This is a genomic window from Aquimarina brevivitae (genome assembly GCF_004216895.1).
GTDB lineage: Bacteria > Bacteroidota > Bacteroidia > Flavobacteriales > Flavobacteriaceae > Aquimarina > Aquimarina brevivitae.
Genome location: NZ_SGXE01000005.1, coordinates 71,721 through 94,842, shown reverse-complemented (window position 1 = coordinate 94,842; position 23,122 = coordinate 71,721). Strand labels below are relative to the sequence as shown.

Below are 23,122 nucleotides of genomic sequence, written 5' to 3'. Positions count from 1 at the left end.
TGCAGATAAGTCTACGCTAAGCGGAGCAACTGCATCGTTTTCTAAGGATATAGATAACTGATTAGTTGTATTGTCAAAGGCAAACTGGTCTACGGTCTGATCATCTGTATTGTCTAAGAATGCAGATAGGTCAACTGTTACCGGGTCACCATCTTGTATAGCGATAGTGAGTATATTACTAGCATCTACAGTTGCGCTAGTAAGGTTTTGATCGTCGGTATCATCTAAGAATGCAGATAGGTCTACAGTTACTGGATCACCGTTTTCGATAGCTATAGTTAATATATTGCTAGCATCGATAGTTGCGCTAGTAAGGTTCTGGTCATCAGTACCTGTTCCGTCCTGTAGTGCAGATAAGTCTACGCTAAGCGGAGCAACTGCATCGTTTTCTAAGGATATAGATAACTGATTAGTTGTATTGTCAAAGGCAAACTGGTCTACGGTTTGGTTATCGGTTCCTACAAAAGTGATAGGGCCCGAGGTGGTATTCCCATTGTCAAAAGTGTAGGTGCCATCACCGTTATTAGTCAACTGGGCTTTATTGATGGTGACAACCACATTGTCCTCGTTGGTGTAACTAAAAGAACCATCATTATTATCTACGACAAAAGTTAAGGTTTCGTTAGTGTTACCGGAGCCACAAAGCGATTGCCAAGCAGTGCCATCATATTGAAATACACAGTTTTGCTCTGTGTTGTATGCCATAGCTCCAGCTAGTGGAGTTATTGCATTCATCTGTGTATTCGTAACTCGAGTTAATACAAATACTTTATCCGCACTTTGCAGCTCTAACAAAGAAGCAGCGTCAATACTATTGGGATCGTCACCAATCTTTACTTGCGCAAAGGCGTGAGATATTCCTAATAATAAAAATACAAGTAGAGTAATTTTTATTTTCATAAGCAGGTTATTATTTTAGGGCAACAATATATTTTAAATTTCTATATCTCTTATAATAAAAAACTTACCAAAGAAACTAATTTTTGGTAAATTGTTAACAAATGTACTAAATATAATCGATAAAACACTCTTTTACTGCGATAAAAAACTGTTTTTCTTGTTTTTAGACTACGGTTTTTCCGTAAAAAAGCATTTATTTTTTTAGGTCTTTTAATTTTGTAATTCAATTAAATGATTTATTTTTGTCCTCCTACCACAAAAGCGGGAGTAGCTCAGTTGGTAGAGCGTCAGCCTTCCAAGCTGAATGTCGCCGGTTCGAACCCGGTCTCCCGCTCTACAAAAACTTATCGGTGCCGATGGGTTTTTTTGTTTCTAGAAATTTTATTTCAATGCATATACCGGGTGAGAAGCCTGTACCGAGCGTAGTCGAGGTGAACCCGGTCTCCCGCTCAATAAAAGCTCATCTATACTGATGGGTTTTTTTGTTTCTAGAAATTTTATTTCAATGCATATACCGGGTGAGAAGCCTGTACCGAGCATAGTCGAGGTGAACCCGGTTTCCCACTCAATAAAAGCTCATCTATACTGATGGGTTTTTTTGTTTCTAGAAATTTTATTTCAATGCATATACCGGGTGAGAAGCCTGTACCGAGCGCAGTCGAGGTGAAACCTTTCTTCCGCTCAGTAACAGTTCATCACAACTGGTGGACTTATTATTTTCTAATTACTTTAACACTTTTACCTTTAGTATTTATCCATATGTACGATAAATATTAAATATTGGTTTTTAAGAAAGATCAAAATATCGATAACCCTGTAAGTGTTGTAAGCCGTTCCAACGCATACATTCCCAGTTCCGAGTTACCTCTAGGATTCAATGGTGGACTCCATACAGCTACCGTATATTGACCCGGATGTACCGCAACAATGCCGCCACCAACACCACTCTTACCTGGCAGGCCTACTCTAAAGCTAAATTCACCAGCTTCATCATAAAAACCACAGGTTTGCATAATGGCATTAATTCTTTTTGTTTTTCTTGAAGTAATGAGTTGTTCTTCAGAATTAAAAAAGCTACCCGAGTTGGCATATATTTCAAAGGCTTTAGAGAGTTCAGCACAGCTCATGGCTATAGCGCATTGGTAGACATATAGATCTAAAACCTCTTCAATGTCATTTTCAATATTTCCAAAAGACTTCATCAGGTTTATCAGCGCTGCATTTCTATAAATATGCTCTAGCTCCGAATCAAATACATTTTGGTCAATGGTAATGCTTTTGTCCTTAGCTAGTTTTCTTACAAAGGCTAAGAACTCTTTTTTAGGATGTTTCAATTTTGAGATTAAAATATCTGAGATCACCAAAGCTCCAGCATTGATGAAAGGATTTCTTGGAATACCCTCTTCATGTTCAAGCTGAAATAAGGAGTTAAATGGATCGCCTGAGGGTTCTACATCCACACGGTCAAAAAGTTCATCGCCCATTAGCGTCATCGCAAGGGTCAAAGAAAACACCTTGGAAATACTTTGAATCGAAAAGCGTTCGTCACTATCGCCAAAGCTATGCGTTCCATTTGACATACAATTGATATGCATGCCAAATTTATTAGGAGGAACTTTGGCAAGCTCTGGAATATAGGTTGCCACTGTCCCAGTAGAGGCTAAGGATTGAATTTCGTTTTTTATGGTTTGGAGTATTAAATGATAATCCATAATTAATTCAAATCTGAGAGTGAACTATTCGGTGAAATCTCATAGGGCTCTTTATGTTTAGTAAATACTCTAGCAGTTAATTCTCCTTCTAATATAATCGAGTTGTTTTTTAAACGTAGCCAGCTTCCTTCTCGTAGTCCAACGACAGGCTGAGGATTTAAGGTATGAAATTCTTTTATTCTTGTTGCCCTAGTTTCGCCTTTGTGTTTAGAGTTGGGATTGGGATCCAGGTAGTGGGGATTGATATTAAACGGTAGAATACCTAGCGTTTTAAAGCTGGGAGGATATACGATAGGCATATCGTTAGTGGTTTGCATTGTTAGTCCACATATATTGCTACCAGCACTTGTACCTAGATAAGGTTTGCCCTGGTTAATAGCTTCCGCCAAAACTTGCATGGTATGAGTGCGATAGAGTTGATCTACTAAAAGAAAAGTGTTACCGCCACCTGTGTAGATTCCTTCCGTTTGCTGCAATGCTTTTTCTGGCGATTCAAAAGTGTGCGAGCCGATCACCTTTTTACCTATTTTTTTAAAAATACGTTGCATACGTTGGGTATACTCATCGTGTGAAATACCGCCAGGTCTAGCATAAGGTATAAAAAGAACTTGCTTGCAATCCATATACAATTCACTTATGGTGTCCAAGAGGTATGTTAACGATTCTTGACCGTAAAGTGTAGAGGTACTGGCAATTACACAGTTTTTCATTTTGGTGGGAATTAGGATTCTTAAGAATTTGTATTTTGGTGTAAAGTTAGTTTAACGTTTTCTTATAAAGAAATCTTTATGGAGCATTAAAAATTATAGTATATTAATCTTAAAAAAAATGGGCAAACATTTACTAATATTTATTTTTTCATTACTAATCACTTTTAGCTACGGTCAGATCACAACTCGTGTGCCAGTAAATGGTGTAGTTAAGGCTGCATTAGACGAAGATGTAGAGGGTATTGTTGTTTACAATAGAGCTACTAATAAAGGAACGATAACCAATCGAAAGGGAGAGTTTAAGATAGTAGCGGGTATAGGGGACCGAATTGAAGTAGTAGCTATGCAGTTTCAAAAATTTTCCGTTTTGGTAGATCAAGGGATTATTGACTCCAAGCGGTTATCTATTATATTAAATGAAACGGTAAATACCTTAGAAGAAGTAATTGTCCGACCCTACGACTTATCTGGTAATGTTAAAGTAGATGTGAAAAAGGTAAAAATAGCTGGTAGTAGTGGATTGAATGAAGTGATCAATGAAACCAGAGGTAGAATTAATGATGCTAACTATGATTTTAAACCCGATTCTCAATCTCCTGTTGAGAATACAGTCTTTTTGGAAGATCGAATGATTAATGGTTTGAACTTTGTGAACCTTTTCAAATTAGCCTTCAGTAAACGAAAAGATAATGAGGATAAAAAACTAAAAGATCTAGACGTTAAAATGCGCAATGTATATACCAATGAATTTTTTAGCGACGTTCTGCTTTTAGAAGAAAAAGAGATTAATGACTTTATATTTTATGTAGAAGAAAGAGGCTTGGATGCTTCTTTTTTCAACGAAGGCAGGGAGCTAGATCTGTTAGAGTTTTTAGTTTATCAAAGTAAACAATATAGAAGCCAGCAGCAATAAGTTGTAATAGTTGTATTGAATAACAGTCTTTGCACATAGTTAATAGCAAGAATATTTATTTCAATGCAAAAAATCTTAATCACTGTTGCCGCCTTAATGATTACTACGTGCTGTACAGCTCAATCAGATTTTTTTGAGGGATTAATCATAGCGGATTCTTTGCAAGGATATGCAATTAATATCGTGAATTATACTAAAAAAGTTGGGGTAACCAATAATGATGAAGGACGATTTAAAATTGTTGCCGGTATCAGTGATACTATTGTGTTTTCCTCAGTTCAATATGAGGTAAAGACTTTGGTGGTCAACGCAAATCATTTAAATCATAGCCAAGAAATTTTGTTAGATCCCATAGTAGAGCAATTACCTGTTGTGAATATTAGTTCTACGACCTTATCAGGTGTTATTGCAAATGATGTTAAGATTGTTGAAATTAAACCTTTTGTAAATAATAGGACCCTAGGGCTTCCCTTTCGAGATATAGAACAACCCACACCCGAAGAACGAAGACTCTATACTGCAGCTTCATCTAACGGTGCATTATCGGTCGATTTTATTATCAATACAATATCTGGTAAAATTAAAAAGCTCAAAAAACATAAGGCGATAAGCCGCTATGAAAAAACAATAGAAAAGGGTAGGACTTCATTTGCCACACAATTTTTTATTGAAGAGTTAGGGATTCCCGAGGAACTGATCGCTGATTTTATTTATTACAGTTCAGAAGATCAAGAGTTTGAAAAATTACTGCAGCCTGCTGCCACTTTAGATTTACTTCTTTTTTTTGAAGAAAAAGCCTTGGCATATAAAAAACATAAACAATTATAATTCAGATTATAAATAATTGGAATAGTTTTGGATGCTTGTAAATAAAAGATCGTTACGAATATGAAAAAATTAGGATGGGGAGGTTCTTTAATAGTATTAGTTACCTTATTTACCTCTTTTACTGTACTCCATAAGTTTTATGTAAGTGTTACACAGATAGAGTATGATGCTGAGGAAGAATCTTTGCAGATTATTAGTAGAATTTTTATTGATGATATCGAAGATTTGATCCAGGTAAGATATGATGAATCCATTGTGTTGAGTCCCGTTAAGGAGTCAGAAAAAGTGAATGCTTATGTAGAAAACTATTTTAGTCAAAAATTTGAACTTCAAGTTAATGGAACACCGGTGGACTATACTTTTTTAGGAAAGGAGTATAAAGAAGACATGATGATTTGTTATCTGGAAGTGAAAAATATCAAAGCGTTGCATTCTATTACAGTAAAAAACTTGATTTTAACCGACCTGTTTGAAGAGCAAAAGAATATCGTTCATTTGAAAAAAGGAGAACAACGCAAAAGCTTGATGTTAGAAAGTGGAAACGGCTCTGGGATGTTAAAGTTTAGTGAATAAACCACGTAAACTTTAAAAAAAAATTATTTTGCAAGTTATTATAAATAACACATTATCACAGTACAAATGAAGAAAATAGTTATAGCGTTTTCCATGTCGTTTTTGTTATTCGGAGTTACCGGATATGCACAACAGCAAGAAGGTGCTAAATCAGAAAGAGAGTTAGGTCATACCAATGAGAACAAGTTTAAGCAGATGTATGATGAGTTTGCTACACCTAATATGTTTAGAACCGGATCTGGTGCGCCGGGACCGGCCTATTATCAGCAGCAGGCTGACTATAAAATGGATATTGAGCTTGATGATGAGAATAAAAAGATCTACGGTAAAGAAACCATTACGTATACCAATAATTCACCTGATGTTTTAGAGTTTTTATGGGTTCAATTAGATCAAAACGTGAGAGCCAAGGACTCTAAATCACCATTGATAGAGCCATCAGGCGTAGATATCGCTGCACAGCCTTCTCAGTTTGTTTCAAAATATTTAGCAGAACCCTTTGATGGTGGTTTTAATATTACGGCGGTTAAGGATGAAGCTGGTAGTGCTCTGCCACATACGATCAATAGAACGATGATGCGTGTTGAGATGCCTAAACCATTGCAGCCGGGTAATAAGTTTGTTTTTTCAATTGATTGGTGGTATAACATTAATGATCATGTTAATGGAAGAGGAAGATCAGGATATGAAGAGTTCGAAGATGGTAACAGAGCATATGTAATTGCTCAGTTTTATCCAAGAATGGCAGTTTATAATGATGTTGAAGGATGGCAAAATCATCAATTTTGGGGTAGAGGCGAGTTCGCCCTTCCTTTTGGTAATTTTGACGTAAATATTACGGTGCCTGCAGATCATATCCTTGATGCAACTGGTATGCTAGTGAACCGTAAGGATGTGTTTACCAAAGATATGATGAAGCGTTATGAAAAAGCTAAAAAATCATATGACGAGCCTGTGGTAATCGTAACCCAGAAAGAAGCGGAAGCAAAAGAAAAATCTTTTGCAAAGGATAAAAAGACCTGGAGTTTTAAAGCAGAAATGGTTAGAGATTTCGGTTTTGCTACGTCTAGAAGGTTTATCTGGGATATGATGGCAGTTAAAGTTGGTGGTAAGGATGTGATGGCAGTTTCTATGTATCCTAAAGAAGGAAATCCGTTATGGGAGGATTGGTCAACAAAAGTAGTAGCGAGTACATTAAAGTCGTACAGCAGAATGACCTTTGATTATCCATACCACAAGGCCATATCAGTACACGCCAAAAATCAAGGGATGGAATATCCAATGATCTGTTGGAATTATGGTCGTCCTAATGAGGATGGTACATACAGTGATAGAGTAAAGTATGGAATGATGAGTGTAATTATACACGAGGTAGGTCATAACTTTTTTCCAATGATTGTAAACAGTGATGAACGCCAATGGACTTGGATGGACGAAGGTTTAAATACCTTTGTGCAATATGTTGCAGAGCAAGATTTTGGAGAGTGGTATCCAGATGCTATTGCTCCCTTAAAGAAATATCCATCTCGTAGAGGACCTGCGGATAAAATTGTCCCTTATATGAGCGGAAATCAAGAATTTTTGTCTCCTATTATGACACAATCCAATAACATACATCAGTTTGGAGCAAATGCCTATGCTAAACCTGCTACAGGATTGAATATCCTTCGCGAAACCGTTATGGGTCGAGAATTATTTGACTACTCTTTTAGAACCTACTCACAGCGATGGATGTTTAAGCATCCTACACCCGAAGATTTCTTTAGAACCATGGAAGATGCATCTGCAGTTGATCTCGACTGGTTTTGGAGAGGATGGTTCTACACAACAGATTATACAGATATGGGAGTTACGGATGTAACGAAGTATGTTGTTTCTAAAGAGCCTAACCAAAGAGCTAAGGACTTTGCCGCGGCAAGAGGGGCTTCAATTGAGGATTTTGGGCCATTAGTATTTATGGTGGAAGAAGGCAGTGAGGAATATACAGAAATGAAGAAAAAGGGCAGTATCATTGAAGATACTAAAACCTTAAAAGAGTATTTAATGGATAATTTTTCAATTCAGGAAGCAAAAGAAATGAAAAATCCAAAATACTTCTATGAGGTTACTTTCGAAAAACCAGGAGGGCTAGTAATGCCATTGATTGTTGAGTATACCTATGAAGATGGATCTACAGAAACAGTTACTTATCCAGCAGAGATTTGGAGAAAAAATGATGATGAAGTTAAAAGAGCTATCCCAACGGATAAGGCGATTACCAAGATCACGGTAGATCCAAATCAAGAAACAGCAGATATTGATACTTCTAATAATAGCTGGCCTAAGCGCAAAAAACTTGGTGAATTTGATAAATTCAAGGACAAGATAAAAGGCGAATAAGAAAGCCTGTTACAATAAATTTTTTAAAACCATCCTAATAAAATTAGGATGGTTTTTGTTTTTGGATTCGTTATATTTGTACCCGAATGATAACACTACCTTTATTTATAAGCGGAACCGAAATCGCCTTTATCGTATTCATATTGGTGATGGTTTTTGGTGCAGACAAAATTCCTGAAATCGCCAGGGGATTAGGAAAAGGTATGCGTATTGTCAAGGATGCTACAAATGACATCAAATCCGAGATAACCAAAAGCGCCGAAAAAACAGGGATCGATTCCAAAATGACAGACTCATTAACCTCTGATATCAAAAAAGAAATTGATAAAGTAAAAGAGGATATAGATGACGCTACAGGTTCTATCAAGCGCAAGTTTTAAGTTTATTTTTCTATACTTCACTATGTCTACATAGGATATCACTACACAAATCCTATAAGATTACATTTTTCTCAAAAAATATCTGCATTTTTTATAGAATTTCTATACGCCCTGTAAATCCTATTGGTTTACAAGGATTTTACTTGTTTTTTTGTCTTATGCAAGCATAGTTTCTTCTTTTTAACTGTGAATATGATAAAATTAGCTTGTATATTTTGCGTAATTTTTAATATATTAGCAATGTAATTGTATAAAGCTTAAAAACGAAGCTTTATTGAGGATTTGACAACTCCTTGTAAATACACACACAAACTCTTAATTTATACTAAAATGAAAAAAGTTGCTTTCCTGTTATTGGGACTACTAGTGATTTACTCCTGTTCCAAAGAAAACCCCGATGAAATTGTAGATGGTAATGCTGAGATCTTAGATGCGCAAAAATTACTTTCTGTGAAAGAAGTAAATCAGTTTATTGAAAATGAACTAAAAACAACTGGAGATGTAAATTGGACAGAAGCTCCGGCGAATGTGCTTTGGTCTGCTACTGTACACGGTGGTGAAGTACTAAGTATTGGATATGGTGAAGAAGGGCAAAGTTTTGCCGTACAAAAATCCGCTGAGTTACTTAATGCCAAAGAAAATATCTTTTCTATAATCGCTACCTTAGAAAATACCAAAAAGCAAGATATGGTCGTATCTGATGATGATATCTTAAATGTTATTGATACACGAGTTACCAGTCTTGAAACTATAGAGACGCTACAAAAAACGGAAAAGGTTCGTTATTTAGAACCAATAGGTTATAATCTTTACTTAGAACCTGTAGCGGAAAAAAGTAAACTAGGTTGTGATCAAAATGGTGCTAACGTTAATAGTAACGATTACCGCGTAATTAGCCCTAACTCCTGGTTGCCTTGGAATTTTGATATCCATAAAATCACAGAAGCTTGGAACTATAGTACAGGTGCAGGTATCACAGTTGGTTTAATTGATACGGGATTATCTACAGGTCAAAACCTATTAGGTAGTTCATTTAACGATGGTTTCTCCTCAGGTAGATCTGTACAACGTTTTGGTACTTATATAGACTCTCCTTGGTGGTGGTCTAATAATGTAGACGGTCCAAATGATCGATGTGGTCACGGTACTTCTATGGCGGCAGCTATTGCTGCACCAAGAAATAATGATTTTATGCCAGTAGGTGTAGCGTATAACTGTAATTTAGTATCGTATCGCGGTACTGCTGATGTGGTGCTTAATGACTATCATGAGCGCAAGGGTGTAAGTAATGCTTTAAAAGCGCTTGGTAATAGAGGTGATGTTAAAGTTATTTCTATGTCTATTGGTTATCCTTGGTCCATTGGTAATGTCAAAGACGCTGTTCGTTATGCGTATAGCAGAGGAAAGATGCTAATTGCAGCAGGTGGTACTTCAACCTCATTTACCAATTGGTACGGAGTTATTTTTCCAGCAAGTATGAGTGAAACTGTAGCCGTTACCGGTATTAAGGATAATGGATATAACCGTTGTGATATTTGTCATGATGGTAACAAAATCGACTTCACGATTGTAATGCAACGTGCAGGAAATTCAAGTAGAAATGTACCAGTGTTAGGATTTAATGGAGGACAAAGAGATTATGTAAGTGGATCTTCAGTAGCAACAGCAATGACTGCTGGCATTGCTGCTTTAGTTTGGTCTAGAAATCCTAATATGTCAAGGAATCAGGTTTTAGAAAAATTGAAAAGATCTGGAGAATTTTATCCTAACCGAAGTAGTAAGTTTGGTTATGGTAATATTAATGCACTCAAAGCAGTTCAATAAAACAATATAGCTTTAAAATTGTAGTTAAAGTGTAAAAAGAGATGAGGTGTAGTACTTCATCTCTTTTTTACTTTACCCTACTGATCGTTAGGCCATCTCTGATAGGTAATAGTACAGTTTCTATTCTATTATCTTCTACCAACAATTGATTATACCTTAAAAGCGCTTTTGTGGAGAGATCATCTTCTTTTACGGTCTCAATGATTTTACCACTCCATAGTACATTATCCGACAAAATAATACCTCCAGTATTCATTTTATCAATAATTAGTTCAAAATAATTGGGGTAATTCGGTTTGTCAGCATCAATAAAAACCAGGTCAAAATTTCGATCTAGGGTAGGTATAATCTCTATAGCATCCCCTATATGTTGCACGATGCGATCTGCATATGCAGAACGGTCAAAATATTTTCGTTGAAAACTTTCAAGCTCTTCATTACAATCAATAGTATGCAATTGCCCGGTTGTTGTTAAGCCTTCTGCAAGGCATAGGGCAGAGTAGCCCGTATAAGTTCCTATTTCTAAGATAGATTTGGGTTGAATCAGTTTGGATATCATACTCAACACACGACCTTGATAGGCGCCACTTAGCATACGAGGTTGTAAGATTTTTTGATAAGTTTCTCTAGTAAGCTGTTGCAATAATTCTGGTTCTTTTGCTGAGTGCTGCACAATGTATTGATCCAATTCTTCAGGTAAAAAATGCATGAATGTATCTTTTGTGCAAAGCTAAAAAAACTTTACTGCTTATCTGTATCGGAGAATAGATTGTAATCTTTATTTTTGAAAAAAATCAAGGTTATGAAATTTGAGAATACCCTCAATTTTGCACAGCAGTTAGATCAAGAGGACCCATTAAGAGAATACCGAAATCAATTCATTTTTCCCAAAGTAAACGGGAAAGAGGTTATTTATTTTACTGGAAATTCTTTAGGACTTCAACCCAAAAATGCAGCTAGCTATGTGGATGAAATAATGAAAGACTGGGCAGAATTGGCAGTAGAGGGGCATTTTTATGCCGATAAACCTTGGTGGGACTATCACGAGCGACTAGCCGCTCCACTGGCTAAGATTGTAGGCGCTAAACCCTCGGAGGTTACAGTGATGAATACTTTGACGGTTAACCTGCATTTATTGATGGTTTCTTTTTATAGACCTGAAGGTAAGCGGTTTAAAATTATTTGCGAAGAAAAAGCATTTCCTAGTGATCAATATATGATTAAAAGTCAAGTTCGTTTTCACGGATATGATCCTGCGGAAGCCATAGTCGAACTCAAAAAGCGAGATGGTGAGCATCATTTCAGACAAGAAGATATTTTACAAACAATCGCTGAAGTAGGTGAGGAGTGTGCATTGATTTTAATAGGAGGGGTAAATTACTATAGCGGACAGGTTTTTGATATGAAAACGATAACTCAAGCGGGTCATGATATCGGTGCTTTTGTGGGGTGGGACCTGGCTCATGCTGCGGGTAATATCGCATTAGAATTACACGATTGGGATGTAGATTTTGCAGCCTGGTGCAGTTATAAATACATGAATTCAGGACCCGGAAATGCTTCGGGTTGCTTTATTAATGAACGATTTCATGGGGTCAAAGACATTCCAAGGTTTGAAGGTTGGTGGGGTACGAATAAAGACGATCGATTTTTGATGAAGCCAGAATTTGAACCTATGCCGGATGCAGATGCTTGGCAATTAAGTAATGCTCCAATTTTAGCCCTGGCACCTTATTTGGCATCCTTACAATTCTTTGATGAAGTAGGTATGCCAGCGCTTATAGAAAAGCGAAATCAAATTGTGGCCTATCTAGAGTTTGTTCTACAAGAAATTGATAAAGAAGTGGAAAGTACCTTCGAGGTTATAACACCTGCATCACAAGAAGAAAGAGGTACACAATTATCCGTGTTTTTGCACGGTGAAGGGCGACAGTTATTTGATTATCTGATGAAACAAGGAGTCATCACAGACTGGCGTGAGCCAAATGTAATTAGACTGGCACCAGCACCGTTTTATTGTTCGTATGAGGACATGTATACCTTTGGTCAAATCTTAAAACAAGGTATTTTGCAAAAGAATAAGTAAAGGGTGTCCCCTTTTTCTACAAATTTAGATGGTAATAGCAACCAAAAGCGTTCAATAACTTACTCTTTACTTATTTCCACATCCGTAAAGTATAGTTTTGTATCAGCATCTTTTACAGTATGCATGGTAGGCAATTTTAACCCATTATAGGATTTGTAGTCTTCAAAGGTGGTGATCATACTGGGTTTATCTTGATTTTTTGCCCTGTACACCCATTCTTTTATTTTGAAATCTCCTTCAAAATAGAAATCGTAAGCATCTCCCGGAGTATATCCTCCATCATTATCATATACTATGGTGAGTTTTTGCATTTTTTTCTGGCTTATGGGCGCAGTTTCAGATACACTAACTTCAGCTTTGTAATTGTTCTGATCCCATACTAATTGCAAGGGTGCAAACAACCAATACTTGTCGTTGATAAAGCCCCTATCCTTAGCTATAGCCGTGCTATCCATATCGTTTCGATTGTAGGTATAGGTAGAAGTGGTTTCTGTACTATCAACGGTAATTGCAGTTACGCTGTTTTTTTTAGGGTACCACTTCCAGCTTCTCTCAAAATGAGTGGAATCTCTATCTACGTTAAAAGTGAAGGCTACTTCGATTACATCTTTCCAATCAGCATATCCGTGGGCATTTGCAATAGCCTCAGGGGTGGACACCATATCCTCTTTTCTATCTATAATTTCAGGATTTCTAATTTCTTTAGTTTCTTCTGTGTCGTATTTTTTCTTTTTGGGTTCAGAATTACACGATACAAGTACACCAAGGACTCCTAAAAGAATAAGCTTTTTCATAAACTAGTTTTACCCAAAAATATGGAAAATACTTCACTCAAAACATCAATTAAGGCTGAAAAATTGACAGTTATAAACGCCTTTGTTTAACTTTTTTGATTTGGTATTTTTTTTGACTATTTTAAAATACTATTAATTTTTAAAGTAATGTTGTTATGAGTAAACCCATCAAATTAAGATTAGTAGAAGTAAAGAATGAGAAGTATTTTTTAAAGTACCCTAATTTGTCAGTTCCCATAGCGATGAATGAACAATTGTTTACCAAATTCCTTAACAGTGACGAATATTTTATAGAAGGTGTACCTCACCATAAGTTATTTAAAACGAAACAAAAACGTACAACAGTAAATGTCTAATAAATAAAGCTTCCTAAGGGAGCTTTTTTTGACTTAAATATTCTCAAATTTCACTTTGTACGGCTTTGGGTTCTTGACTTAAAGAAGCATTCTGTTTTAAGTTTGCTTGCCGCATAGTCGGAAGTTTTTGTAATTTCAATTTTTAATTTGATAGAATTCAGATACAAACAGAGGGTACAGTATGAATTAATAATTTGGACCAGTTACCTCGATATAGCTCAGCACTTCAATCGCAAAGGCGACTAGTTCCGAAAAGTATTGTTTGCAACACTTCTCTTATAAAGTTACACGAATATTTATTGATACACCTCAGATATATATTCTCAGTTTTACACTGCTCTTTCTCTAAGTACATTTATACCGTAAAACCACATAATTGAGCTATAATTCATTTTAGTCAACCATCTACGAATTATTGGTTTTGGGGAAAGTATTTCGTTGGACTAAAAAGATGAAAGGTTCAATTTTAATGTATTAATTAAAAAAAAAAATGAATTTTAAGTACACAAAAACAGGATTAATTGTATTACTAACCACTTTAGTATTTTTGAGCTGTTCTAATGATGATGAATCAGTGCCTACTCCAGCTTTAACTCCTTTAGACAATGAGAACTTATTAGCTTATTACACTTTTGAAGGCTCCTTAGCTGATGTTTCTACTAGTCAAGTCGATGGAAATGCTACAACCCCTACTTATGTTACCGATAGAAATGGTAATCCATTAGAGGCTTATAGCATCACGGGACAAGCAGAGCAACGTTTTACAACAGAAGACTTTCCGCTAGGCGCTGGCTCCTTTTCAACTAGCTTCTGGTTATTCATTGACGGAGATGCCGTTGCAGATGATGTTGTTGGTAAAGCACGTTATATTTTTGGAACACGAGAGATATGTAATCTATCCAACTTCTTTAATTTTCAGTATGTAGATAAAACTACTATCGATCCAACACTTAATACTTTTATATTAGAAATTAGACAAGCAGATGGAGGTAATGCTAATATATCAACCACAGGAATTGAAAAAGATACCTGGATCCACGTGGTAAGTATTGCAAATAATGAGGCCAAAACGACACAACTATATTTTGACGGTGTTTTGAAGGAAGAAGTGGACTGGCAATCTGTGAGTATGGATTTAGATATTTCTAATACTGCTCCTTTAGAAATAGGAGGAAATGTTTGTGTAGGTAATAATGGAGCAGATGTTCTTACTTCTTTTATTGATGACTTAGCTATTTTTTCAGCAGTTTTAACTTCTCAAGAAATTTCAGATTTTGCTAGTGATTCATTACTAGCTGATTAAAGTAACGCTCAAGATTGGTAAGTAATTGTAAAGCGCATCATAGTTTAATGAGAAAGTCATTTGTGTCATTTATACAAGTGATTTGGTAAAGTATTGAAAAATACATAAGAATGGATTACATGTCAATAGACATACTACTTAGCGATCTTAGAACAATCAAGAGTATTAATAATTTTTAAATATTTAGTTATGAACAAATCATTATTAGAATTAGGTAAAGCACTTAGCCGAGCAGAACAAAAACAAATTAAGGGTGGTGTAGATTTGACCTCTGTTTGTATTGAAGAAGAAACAGGTGGTAAATGCTGTCATTATGTATATACACATGTAACAGATGAAGATACTGGCATAGATAATTGGGTAAAGGAAAAAGTTTGTGTTGGAGGTTTGAATTAATCAAATGGGGCTATAAAAAGCTTTTTAGTAAAGAACATAAAACTAAAAAAGCTCGGGAGTCACTTCCGAGCTTTTTATTATTCCACACTACTCTTAAATTAGTTTTAAACTACTTTGAGGATACTCTGTCTAGCTTACCACCCTAGATAATAGTCAGGGTCTAACCAATTTGGCCAATCTAGATGAAAATGTTTCTGTAGCATTTTTTCTGCTTCACAGAATGCACCTTCTACCCAACCTTGTTGATCCGAATAGGCTTCTCCACAAATATGTATCCGTTCCGTATCCACAGGTTGCCGCATATATTGCATTACCTTACCGACATCATACCCTGACTTCCAGGCGTGATAACCAGCACCAAAAGGCTCATCTGTCCAATCTTTAAACCAGGTTACATAAGGATCGGGTATCGTAACCGTATCTCCGTGAACTTCTCTCAATTGATTCATCAATTCATCAACCATTAATTTTGTAGCCTGTACATCATTGAGTTCCTTCAGCTCATCCAGAGAGGCATGCTTGTTATTTTTAACCTCAAACAATACCGTGTCATCTGATAATGCTTTCCAAAAGGTTTCATTATTCATATCGCCATAGCTTCCCAATAACATCGAATTATCATTTTCTGGATCTGTTCCAAAATAATAACATTGTCGCATCGGTAAATCGGTAATCGAGTGACCAGAGTCAATACCCAATTCTTTCCACCACGGCTTTTCAAAACCCATTAATATCTTATAAGCTGGTTCTTTGATGACAGCTTTAATATGATGTTGAATGGTTCCATTTTCGTTTCGATCAAAAAAGAAGTTATCTTGATCTAATAGCTCCAGCGATGCACGTGGCATACCTAGTACAATACTGTTGGCAAATACGCTCCATTTGGTGTTGGATGGAATGTTGAGCATGGTCAATTCGTAAGTATATCCGTTATTTTGGGTGTTTTTAGCAAAGGTAAGCAACTTATTCTCTGACCAAATAGTAGCGCCCTTACACTCCATATATTGATTCGCTAATGCATAAGCAATGCTATCATAACCTTCTTGTATGGTTTTGTATTTAATATCCCCAGAGGAAAAATCTCCTACCATATATGGAAATGCTTCTGCTGCATTCCAATTAATTGTATTGGAATAGTAGCCCCCCGCATTGGCTAAAAATAAATACCCTTCTTGTGACACTTGATCCTTGATCAAATTCCAGAATCCTAGATCATTTACTTTTCTGCCGTGATACGGTGAGTCTGGAAAGGTGTAGGTTAGTGTTGGCTTTATAGCATCCCAATCTCTGCTTGTTAACTCAAAGGTATATTCATACTTGCTAGGTCCTTTTTTAATTTTGTCTTTATACTTATCAGCAATAGAGGGATCAGCCATAAGAACATCGTAGATGATTTTATTGAATAACTGGTCAGCACTATAGCCGAGATCTGCTTCATTAAGATAGTAACGTGTTGTTAATTTTTCTCCTTTTTTTTGTTTTTCCTGCCAGGCGTTTTGTTTAAAATGCTCTTTTCTAAGATACATTAGTAGTTTGGAATTGTCTCCCATAGGAAAATCTATTGGAGTCATTTTATCCTTTAATATAGGGGTTCTTTTGCTTACATCTTTTTCCTTTAGCGGGTACCCTTCAATAAGTGTGGTAACGATCTCCTGAGAGGTTAGGTAGCGCATACCGCCCAATTCTCCATAGAAATTCATTCCTGGCATAATTACGGATTCCAGTCGTCCACCAAGCTTTGAGTTCAAATCAAAAACTTGTACCTGGTTTCCAGCATATGTACCTGTTGAGGTTAATCGAAACGCTGTATATAGTCCTGATGTTCCTGCTCCAATAACGGCTACTTCAGTAGTAAGATTAGGTGACATACCGTTGTTTAATGGTGTTTTTTTGTTCATATTTAAAAAAAATAATGTTGTTTAAAGTGATTTAAAATAAGTTTCTCCCATTTTAAAAGGACTGATGTCAAAATCAGTATGTCCATCGAGAGCCAGGTCAGCTAAAATTTTACCCATATAGGGAGTAAATTTTGCAGCCCAGCCTGTTGCATAAATCACGATGTCTTTATGATGCGGTACATAATCAGGAGCAAAATCGATAATAAGTTCTTTTTTAGGAATGTTACTCAACGCTACCATGCAGGTGCTTGTGTAAAAAGGTTCTGGATCCAATCCAGTCATATGGTTCTTAACCCAATCAGCTGTATATCCCAATTCTTGTGGGTTGGGTATGGGGCTACGGTCATTTGGATTATCCAATGGTTTGATCACAAAATCAGGAGCTACACGTATATATTCTGGGTGATCCCAGTCTACTCCAGGAAAGCCATAAAACTGATTGCCATTAGCGCCCAAGGCATTTTGAAAAACAAACCAGGTAGGATACTGAATCTTGGGATCTGTTTTTTTATAATACGATGAAGCCATATTCCAGTAGGTAGCTTCTATAGAGAAGTTAAGTAAGTTGATGACGCTATTGATATAGGGACCAGGCACCACAATAATTTTTTTACCGGTGTTTACTCCTTTTGGAGTGGTAACTTCAAAACCATTTCCTTTTTGCTCAATCTTTATTACTGGGGCTTGCTCTTGAAGCGTTACATAACCTTTTTTCAGGTTTTGATCGTATAACGTTTCGATAGTACCTTTAAAATTAATACTAGCTCCATCCGCCTGAAAAAGGCCTTGGTAGGAAGAAGGTAAATTTTTGAAATGATATTGTTCCTCAATTTCTTTAGCAGTTAGCGATGTATAAGGTACGTTAAGCGCTTTAAGTGATTTTTCAGCTTCGGCTATATTTCCTTCGGTAGATTGAACGCTGGGATCTCCAAACCATAGGGTACCTACCTTGTCGAGCAGGGTTTGTTTGGTGTGTTGTTGTAGTTCATCCCAAAAAGGTTGGGCATCTAATGCCATCTGAACCATATATTCATCTGGGTAGGGAATCCGATATTGTCTAGAAATTCCGGCAGAACTACCTAATTGATTCAGAAAGGTAAATTGTTCTACCACTAGTGTTTTGGCTTTTCTTTTTCCCAGTTGATAGGCAGCAGCTTGCCCCATTGCGCCACCGCCAATAACGATGACATCATAGTGTTGATGCTCTTTTTCCATGTGTGAGTTAGGTTTTAAAAGTTTACACTTCGGATTATATGTACAAGAATTTGTATAATTGTGTATTCGCGAAATGTTTCTAGTTAAAGATACACATTATCAAAACGATAGTAAACAGGTAAAACCCCTTGGTTTTTTAACTCGGTTAGCTCATCAAACAGCTTGGATGCAATGATATTAAATTACACTTGGCAAAGCATCAATTTGTCCATTAAATGTATTTTTTCGAGCCAAATGATACAATGCTGCGGTTGTGTCATTGAATTCCAATTGATCTTTGAGTTCAGGGATATTTTTTTTCAAAAACTGAATAAACTCTTTAGTAGATTTACTGCGGTTTGCAGCGCGTCTTATTATTTTTAAATAGTAACTTTTAGGGAGTTGCAAATTGGAAAACTGGGAGAGAAATAATAGTGATTCATCAGTAGTCTTTGCTTTTTTAATCTCCTTAGCAAAACTTATCGTTTCTTGTTGTGTCAAATTCAAATTGAAAGCAGCAAAATCATTGGTATAGACTACCTCTTCTTTGGTATCATTAAGGTATACGGTACCCAATTGGTCTTCATAAAGTACCTGAGCATTATTTATACTAGCGAAAAAAAGCGCTATTGCGGTTAGGATTATTGTTTTCATAGTGGTATGTGTTTTTAATTATACCCTATGCATAGGTTGGTTAAGATTGTTTTTTTAGAAGTGGGCCTTATAGTATACTTATCTTATTTGGGTTTTCAATAGTTCGTATTTAATTTAAGTATTACAATGGTCGAAATACTTGACTTCTCCTTACATTTCGGTTTAATTTTCTGCTAAATATTCGTGCACAAATTTGATCGCCATCGCCCCTTCGCCAACGGCAGAGGCGACACGATTCATTGCCCCAGCTCTTACATCTCCTGATGCAAAAATTCCAGGACTACAGGTTTCTAATAAAAAAGGGGAGCGTTCTTTTTTCCAAACTTTTTTAAAGTCTTCGTACTTTGTTAGGTCTCTACCTGTTTCAATAAATCCTTTTTCATTTTTTATGATATCCATAGCAATCCAATCGGTGTAAGGTTTCGCTCCTATAAAGATAAATAATGCATCGGCAGGCACCTTTTTAGACGTGGAGTTCTTGTTATCGGTAAGCGTAAGGTGAGTTAGCCGTTCTTTTTCGCCAATAGCTTCAGAAATGACGGTATTACCTATTATTTCTATGTTTTGTATGGACTTAATTTGATCAATAAGATAACTAGACATACTGCTGGTCAAATCTGGTTTTCTGATGATAATATGTACATTTTGAGCAAATTTTGATAGGTATACAGCAGATTGTCCTGCTGAATTTCCTCCACCTACAATATAGACTTGCTTATTTTTACAAGCTTGCGCTTCTGTCATCGAAGATCCATAGTAAATTCCGGCACCGGTAAACTGTTCTACACCTGTTGCATTTAATTTACGGTAATTAACACCAGTGGTGATCACTACGCTTTTGGTACTAATGCAATTACCATTACTCAACTCAATACTTTTGTAGCCATTTTTTTCAGTTATGGCAGTTACTTCTTGAGGAGACAGAAACTCTATCCCAAATCGTTTAGCCTGTGTTATAGCGCGATGCGTAAGTTCTTGACCACTAAGACCATTAGGAAATCCGAGGTAGTTTTCTATTCGAGAGCTCGTTCCTGCTTGTCCACCAGGGGCATGTTTTTCGATAAGTAATGTCTTTAAACCTTCGGAACCACCGTACACTGCCGCTGCTAATCCCGAAGGACCTGCGCCAATTATGACTACATCGTATAAATTGTCTTTAGGCGTAGCATTGAGTCCAAGTGCTTCAGCAAGCTCAATGATTTCCGGATTTTTGTAGCATTTGCCATCCTTAAATGAAACTACAGGTAAATCAGTAGTGGATATTTCGTGAAGCTTCATAATTTCTTTTGCTTCTTCACTGGTTTCAACATCAAGCCATTTAAAAGGAAATAGGTTTGCAGCTAAAAAATCTTTGATGTCATGAGATTTTGGAGAATATTGATAACCAATCACTCTGATACCATCAAACTCTGGTTTATAACTTAGTTGCCAAGAGGCTAATAGATCGTCTAGTACCGGATATAGTTTTTCTTCAGGTGGATTCCAGGGTTTGTGCAAATAATAATCGAGTTGTACATCATTAATTGCTTTTATAGCCGCATCGGTATCGGAATATGCAGTGAGCAGTACTTTTTTAGCTTCTGGATAATAAGGCTTAACTTTTTCTAGAAAAGTGACTCCAAGCATTTCTGGCATCCGTTGATCAATTAAAAAAAGCGCGATGACTTCATTTTTCTTTTTGAGTTCCACTGCAGCTTCCAGACCATCCTCTGGATTATTAGTGGACATTACTCTATACTGTTCTCTATATTTTGATTTTAAATCTCTAGTGACAGCTTTGAGCACTTGTGGGTCATCATCTACCAGAAATAATATGGGTTTTTTCATCAGTACTTAGCTTTTAATCTTATTTATTTTTGATTCTTAATTGGGTAAACAAATCGTAAAAATTGTTTCGCCAGGTTCAGAGGTTACGTTAATAGTTCCTTGATGTTGTTTGATAATTCTATGCACCACTTCAAGTCCCATCCCGGTACCTTCGCCTATGGCTTTGGTAGTAAAGAACGGATCAAATATTTTTGAAATATTTTCTTCGGCAATCCCAGGACCATCATCAATAATTTGTATCATAATATGACTATTTTCCTTAGCTGTCTTAATTTCTAGCGTACCATTCTTAGCCATCGCATCTATAGCATTATCTATTAAATTTGTCCACACTTGATTAATTTCTGAAACAAAGATTTCTACTGCAGGTAAGTCTTCTTCAAAATTTTCAACGACCGTGATATTTTTTTGTTTTAGCTTATGATTAAGCATAGTTAAAGTGCTTTTTATTCCTTTATGGACATCTTCTTTTGTTTTTTCTGGAGCACGGTCCATATGCGTATAACTTTTTATGGACTGAATTAAGGCTGTAATTCTATTAGAAGCTTCTTCTATTTCGCCAACCATTTTCTCGGTGGTCAATACGTTTTCAATCCATTCAATAGTTTGAGGAAAATGTGCCGTGTTGCCAGCATTGTAAATTTCTTCCATTTTATCGATGTCCATACAAAAATCGAGTAATGTTTCGGTGAGTTCATACGCATTATCAACACCGTGGTCTTCTAACCATTCTTCTAGCTCATCTTCTTTCTCATTGCGCTCCATCAATTTCATGTTGTTTTCAGGTTTGTTATTGATGTTAGCAAAAAGAATATCGTTTATGGTGTTTATAGTGTCTTCAGAAGCTTGTATGGAAATGATCTTTTTAAACTTTTCTGGAACGTGGGATAAATGTTGTTTTAGTGCCTTTGCACTTCGTAGCATAGCAGAAGCAGGGTTGTTAAGTTCATGAGCCAGCCCTGCGGATAATTTACCAAGCGCCATCATTTTTTCTGCTTGTACATTCGATTTGGTAAACTCTCGTACTCTGGTGGTCATATGATGTACAAATACTTCGGTAAGCTCATAGTGCTCAGCAATCATTTCTTTAAAATAACTTTTATGAAGCATTAATGCCTTGGTATCTTCAATGACTTCTCCAAAACCGAGGGCTGAACTTAATCGCGAAAATGGAAGAACACCGGATATATCTTGATTTTCAAGAATATCTATGGTTTTATAATGACCATTCTGTTCAATTTTAATTTCAATTTTACCCTGTAGTATTAAAATAAGGTCCTCAATAGCGTCTCCTTTTTTAAAAAGGAAATCTCCTTTTTTCTTCTTTGCAAGTTTAGCATTGGTAATGAACCATTGCAGTTGCGCTATTGGAACTGAAGCGAATGCCGATATGGATTGTAATTGATCAGTAGCAACTTCCATAAGTGATCAAGGTGTTTTTTTGTGTGAAAATTGATGAAGAGAACACCATTCTTATTGAAAGTATAGCATTGTCTATTTGTAACTACTAAAAATAATCAATTAATAATCCTCTTGCAATATGTAGAAATAGTTATGATATAAAGTGGTAATGTTTTTAGGGTTTGTCAGTATAAATGGAGGTCACCTTTTGATCTGGTCTTGGATAATCATAGCGATCCAATATACTAGGTAAAGCATACCCATCTAATCCCACGATACTTACGGTGTTTGATTTGTCTAAATGTATCCATCCATCAGATTCAATAGCTTCCTCGTTTAGGTATAGGTGTTCAATAGCACCAATAATTAGTATGGTGTCATTTTCTTTGATATGATATTCATTAACATACGTACAACCGATTTTAATATGGCTTTGTTTTACGTAAGGTGCATGAAAATCATCTAAATATTCTTCTGTAAGATCGGTTTTGTCAAATTCTGAAATGTCCACATCATATTTGGCTGCGGTATGGTGAGCATCTTCAATGATCGCAGCATTAATTTGGTTGATGGTAAAACTATTGGTGTCTTTTATGTTTTGATACGTGTTTCTGGGTACGGTGGTAGGTCTGAGAATAAAACCAAGCATTGGTGGATTACTACCAATGTGTACCACAGAGTTGAATACAGCAACATTAGTAGTGCCTTGAGTTCCTTTGGTAGCGATAAGGTTTGCTGTTTTATAACCAGCACAGCTATTAATTAAATTGGCTCGATACCTTTTAGGAAGCGCTAACAAGGAATCTAAAGAAAAATGCTTCATAATAAATTTATTAAATACTATTTTGTTGCCACTGCTTCTTTTTATCCAATCGCTTAAGCAAGTATTCTATCTTGCTTAACAATCTATCTTCACTTGTTTTAATATTTTGTAATATTTGTCTCTTTTTTCGTTTCATTCTAGTAAATCTAGTATTCGTCCATCGAATATGGT

Annotated in this window: 20 protein-coding genes, 1 tRNA gene and 1 pseudogene; 11 read left to right on the top strand and 11 right to left on the bottom strand. The window is 36.1% G+C overall.

Annotation, left to right across the window (positions count from 1 at the left end; translation table 11 throughout):
- A pseudogene (locus EV197_RS14815) lies at positions 1–900 on the bottom strand (hypothetical protein); the annotation flags it as partial.
- A gap of 261 nt (positions 901–1,161) precedes the next feature.
- Between EV197_RS14815 and EV197_RS14810 the strand changes: the two are divergent.
- Positions 1,162–1,234 (top strand) — tRNA-Gly (locus EV197_RS14810).
- A 463-nt stretch (positions 1,235–1,697) separates the two neighbouring features.
- Here the strand turns inward: EV197_RS14810 and EV197_RS14805 are convergent.
- Both EV197_RS14805 and pepE read right to left on the bottom strand, forming a co-directional pair.
- The gene (locus tag EV197_RS14805) at positions 1,698–2,612 is read right to left on the bottom strand and encodes a glutaminase (RefSeq protein ID WP_130287581.1); all 915 of its coding nucleotides are present in this window, start codon (positions 2,610–2,612) and stop codon (positions 1,698–1,700) included.
- Between the two features lie 2 nt (positions 2,613–2,614).
- Positions 2,615–3,322 carry a dipeptidase PepE gene (pepE, locus tag EV197_RS14800; RefSeq protein WP_130287580.1) on the bottom strand — a complete coding sequence of 236 codons (708 nt, stop codon included), beginning with the start codon at positions 3,320–3,322 and terminating at the stop codon, positions 2,615–2,617.
- Positions 3,323–3,440: 118 nt separating this feature from the next.
- Here pepE and EV197_RS14795 point away from each other — a divergent pair, with 118 nt between their 5' ends.
- The 6 genes from EV197_RS14795 (at position 3,441) to EV197_RS14770 (ending at position 10,219) form a co-directional block, all read left to right on the top strand.
- On the top strand, positions 3,441–4,235 hold the full coding sequence (locus EV197_RS14795) for a hypothetical protein (RefSeq protein ID WP_130287579.1): 795 nt from the start codon (positions 3,441–3,443) through the stop codon (positions 4,233–4,235).
- Between the two features lie 63 nt (positions 4,236–4,298).
- Positions 4,299–5,063 carry a hypothetical protein gene (locus tag EV197_RS14790; protein ID WP_130287578.1) on the top strand — a complete coding sequence of 255 codons (765 nt, stop codon included), beginning with the start codon at positions 4,299–4,301 and terminating at the stop codon, positions 5,061–5,063.
- Positions 5,064–5,123: 60 nt separating this feature from the next.
- Positions 5,124–5,636 carry a DUF6702 family protein gene (locus EV197_RS14785; RefSeq protein ID WP_130287577.1) on the top strand — a complete coding sequence of 171 codons (513 nt, stop codon included), beginning with the start codon at positions 5,124–5,126 and terminating at the stop codon, positions 5,634–5,636.
- 66 nt (positions 5,637–5,702) lie between these two features.
- The gene (locus EV197_RS14780; RefSeq protein WP_130287576.1) at positions 5,703–8,015 is read left to right on the top strand and encodes a M1 family metallopeptidase; all 2,313 of its coding nucleotides are present in this window, start codon (positions 5,703–5,705) and stop codon (positions 8,013–8,015) included.
- Positions 8,016–8,101: 86 nt separating this feature from the next.
- Positions 8,102–8,395, top strand: coding sequence for a Sec-independent protein translocase subunit TatA/TatB (locus tag EV197_RS14775; protein ID WP_130287575.1), 294 nt, complete (start codon positions 8,102–8,104; stop codon positions 8,393–8,395).
- A 330-nt stretch (positions 8,396–8,725) separates the two neighbouring features.
- A complete protein-coding gene (locus tag EV197_RS14770) occupies positions 8,726–10,219 on the top strand; it encodes a S8 family peptidase (protein WP_130287574.1) in 1,494 nt (497 codons plus the stop codon).
- A gap of 67 nt (positions 10,220–10,286) precedes the next feature.
- Here the strand turns inward: EV197_RS14770 and EV197_RS14765 are convergent, their stop codons facing one another.
- A complete protein-coding gene (locus EV197_RS14765; protein WP_130287573.1) occupies positions 10,287–10,928 on the bottom strand; it encodes an O-methyltransferase in 642 nt (213 codons plus the stop codon).
- Between the two features lie 93 nt (positions 10,929–11,021).
- On the opposite strand from EV197_RS14765, the gene kynU reads away from it, so the two are divergent.
- Positions 11,022–12,305, top strand: a complete 1,284-nt coding sequence (kynU, locus tag EV197_RS14760; protein ID WP_130287572.1) for a kynureninase — start codon at positions 11,022–11,024, stop codon at positions 12,303–12,305.
- A gap of 59 nt (positions 12,306–12,364) precedes the next feature.
- Here kynU and EV197_RS14755 read toward each other — a convergent pair whose 3' ends face one another.
- Entirely contained in the window at positions 12,365–13,099 is a 735-nt protein-coding gene (locus EV197_RS14755) for a hypothetical protein (RefSeq protein WP_130287571.1), read from the bottom strand.
- 155 nt (positions 13,100–13,254) lie between these two features.
- Between EV197_RS14755 and EV197_RS14750 the strand changes: the two genes are divergently transcribed.
- From EV197_RS14750 to EV197_RS14740, 3 genes are all read left to right on the top strand, one after another.
- Entirely contained in the window at positions 13,255–13,455 is a 201-nt protein-coding gene (locus tag EV197_RS14750; protein ID WP_130287570.1) for a hypothetical protein, read from the top strand.
- 490 nt (positions 13,456–13,945) lie between these two features.
- On the top strand, positions 13,946–14,758 hold the full coding sequence (locus EV197_RS14745; protein ID WP_130287569.1) for a LamG-like jellyroll fold domain-containing protein: 813 nt from the start codon (positions 13,946–13,948) through the stop codon (positions 14,756–14,758).
- A 189-nt stretch (positions 14,759–14,947) separates the two neighbouring features.
- On the top strand, positions 14,948–15,154 hold the full coding sequence (locus EV197_RS14740) for a hypothetical protein (protein ID WP_130287568.1): 207 nt from the start codon (positions 14,948–14,950) through the stop codon (positions 15,152–15,154).
- A gap of 134 nt (positions 15,155–15,288) precedes the next feature.
- Here the strand turns inward: EV197_RS14740 and EV197_RS14735 are convergent, their stop codons facing one another.
- The 6 genes from EV197_RS14735 to EV197_RS14710 form a co-directional block, all read right to left on the bottom strand.
- Positions 15,289–17,052: a flavin monoamine oxidase family protein gene (locus EV197_RS14735; RefSeq protein WP_130287567.1), complete on the bottom strand. Its 1,764-nt coding sequence runs from the start codon at positions 17,050–17,052 to the stop codon at positions 15,289–15,291.
- Positions 17,053–17,073: 21 nt separating this feature from the next.
- Positions 17,074–18,267, bottom strand: a complete 1,194-nt coding sequence (locus tag EV197_RS14730) for an FAD-dependent oxidoreductase (protein WP_130287566.1) — start codon at positions 18,265–18,267, stop codon at positions 17,074–17,076.
- A gap of 177 nt (positions 18,268–18,444) precedes the next feature.
- On the bottom strand, positions 18,445–18,900 hold the full coding sequence (locus tag EV197_RS14725) for a hypothetical protein (protein WP_130287565.1): 456 nt from the start codon (positions 18,898–18,900) through the stop codon (positions 18,445–18,447).
- Positions 18,901–19,062: 162 nt separating this feature from the next.
- Entirely contained in the window at positions 19,063–20,727 is a 1,665-nt protein-coding gene (locus EV197_RS14720; protein WP_130287564.1) for an NAD(P)/FAD-dependent oxidoreductase, read from the bottom strand.
- Between the two features lie 36 nt (positions 20,728–20,763).
- The gene (locus EV197_RS14715) at positions 20,764–22,149 is read right to left on the bottom strand and encodes an ATP-binding protein (protein WP_130287563.1); all 1,386 of its coding nucleotides are present in this window, start codon (positions 22,147–22,149) and stop codon (positions 20,764–20,766) included.
- Positions 22,150–22,303: 154 nt separating this feature from the next.
- Positions 22,304–22,951: a flavin reductase family protein gene (locus EV197_RS14710; protein ID WP_130287562.1), complete on the bottom strand. Its 648-nt coding sequence runs from the start codon at positions 22,949–22,951 to the stop codon at positions 22,304–22,306.
- Positions 22,952–23,122 lie beyond the last annotated feature (171 nt).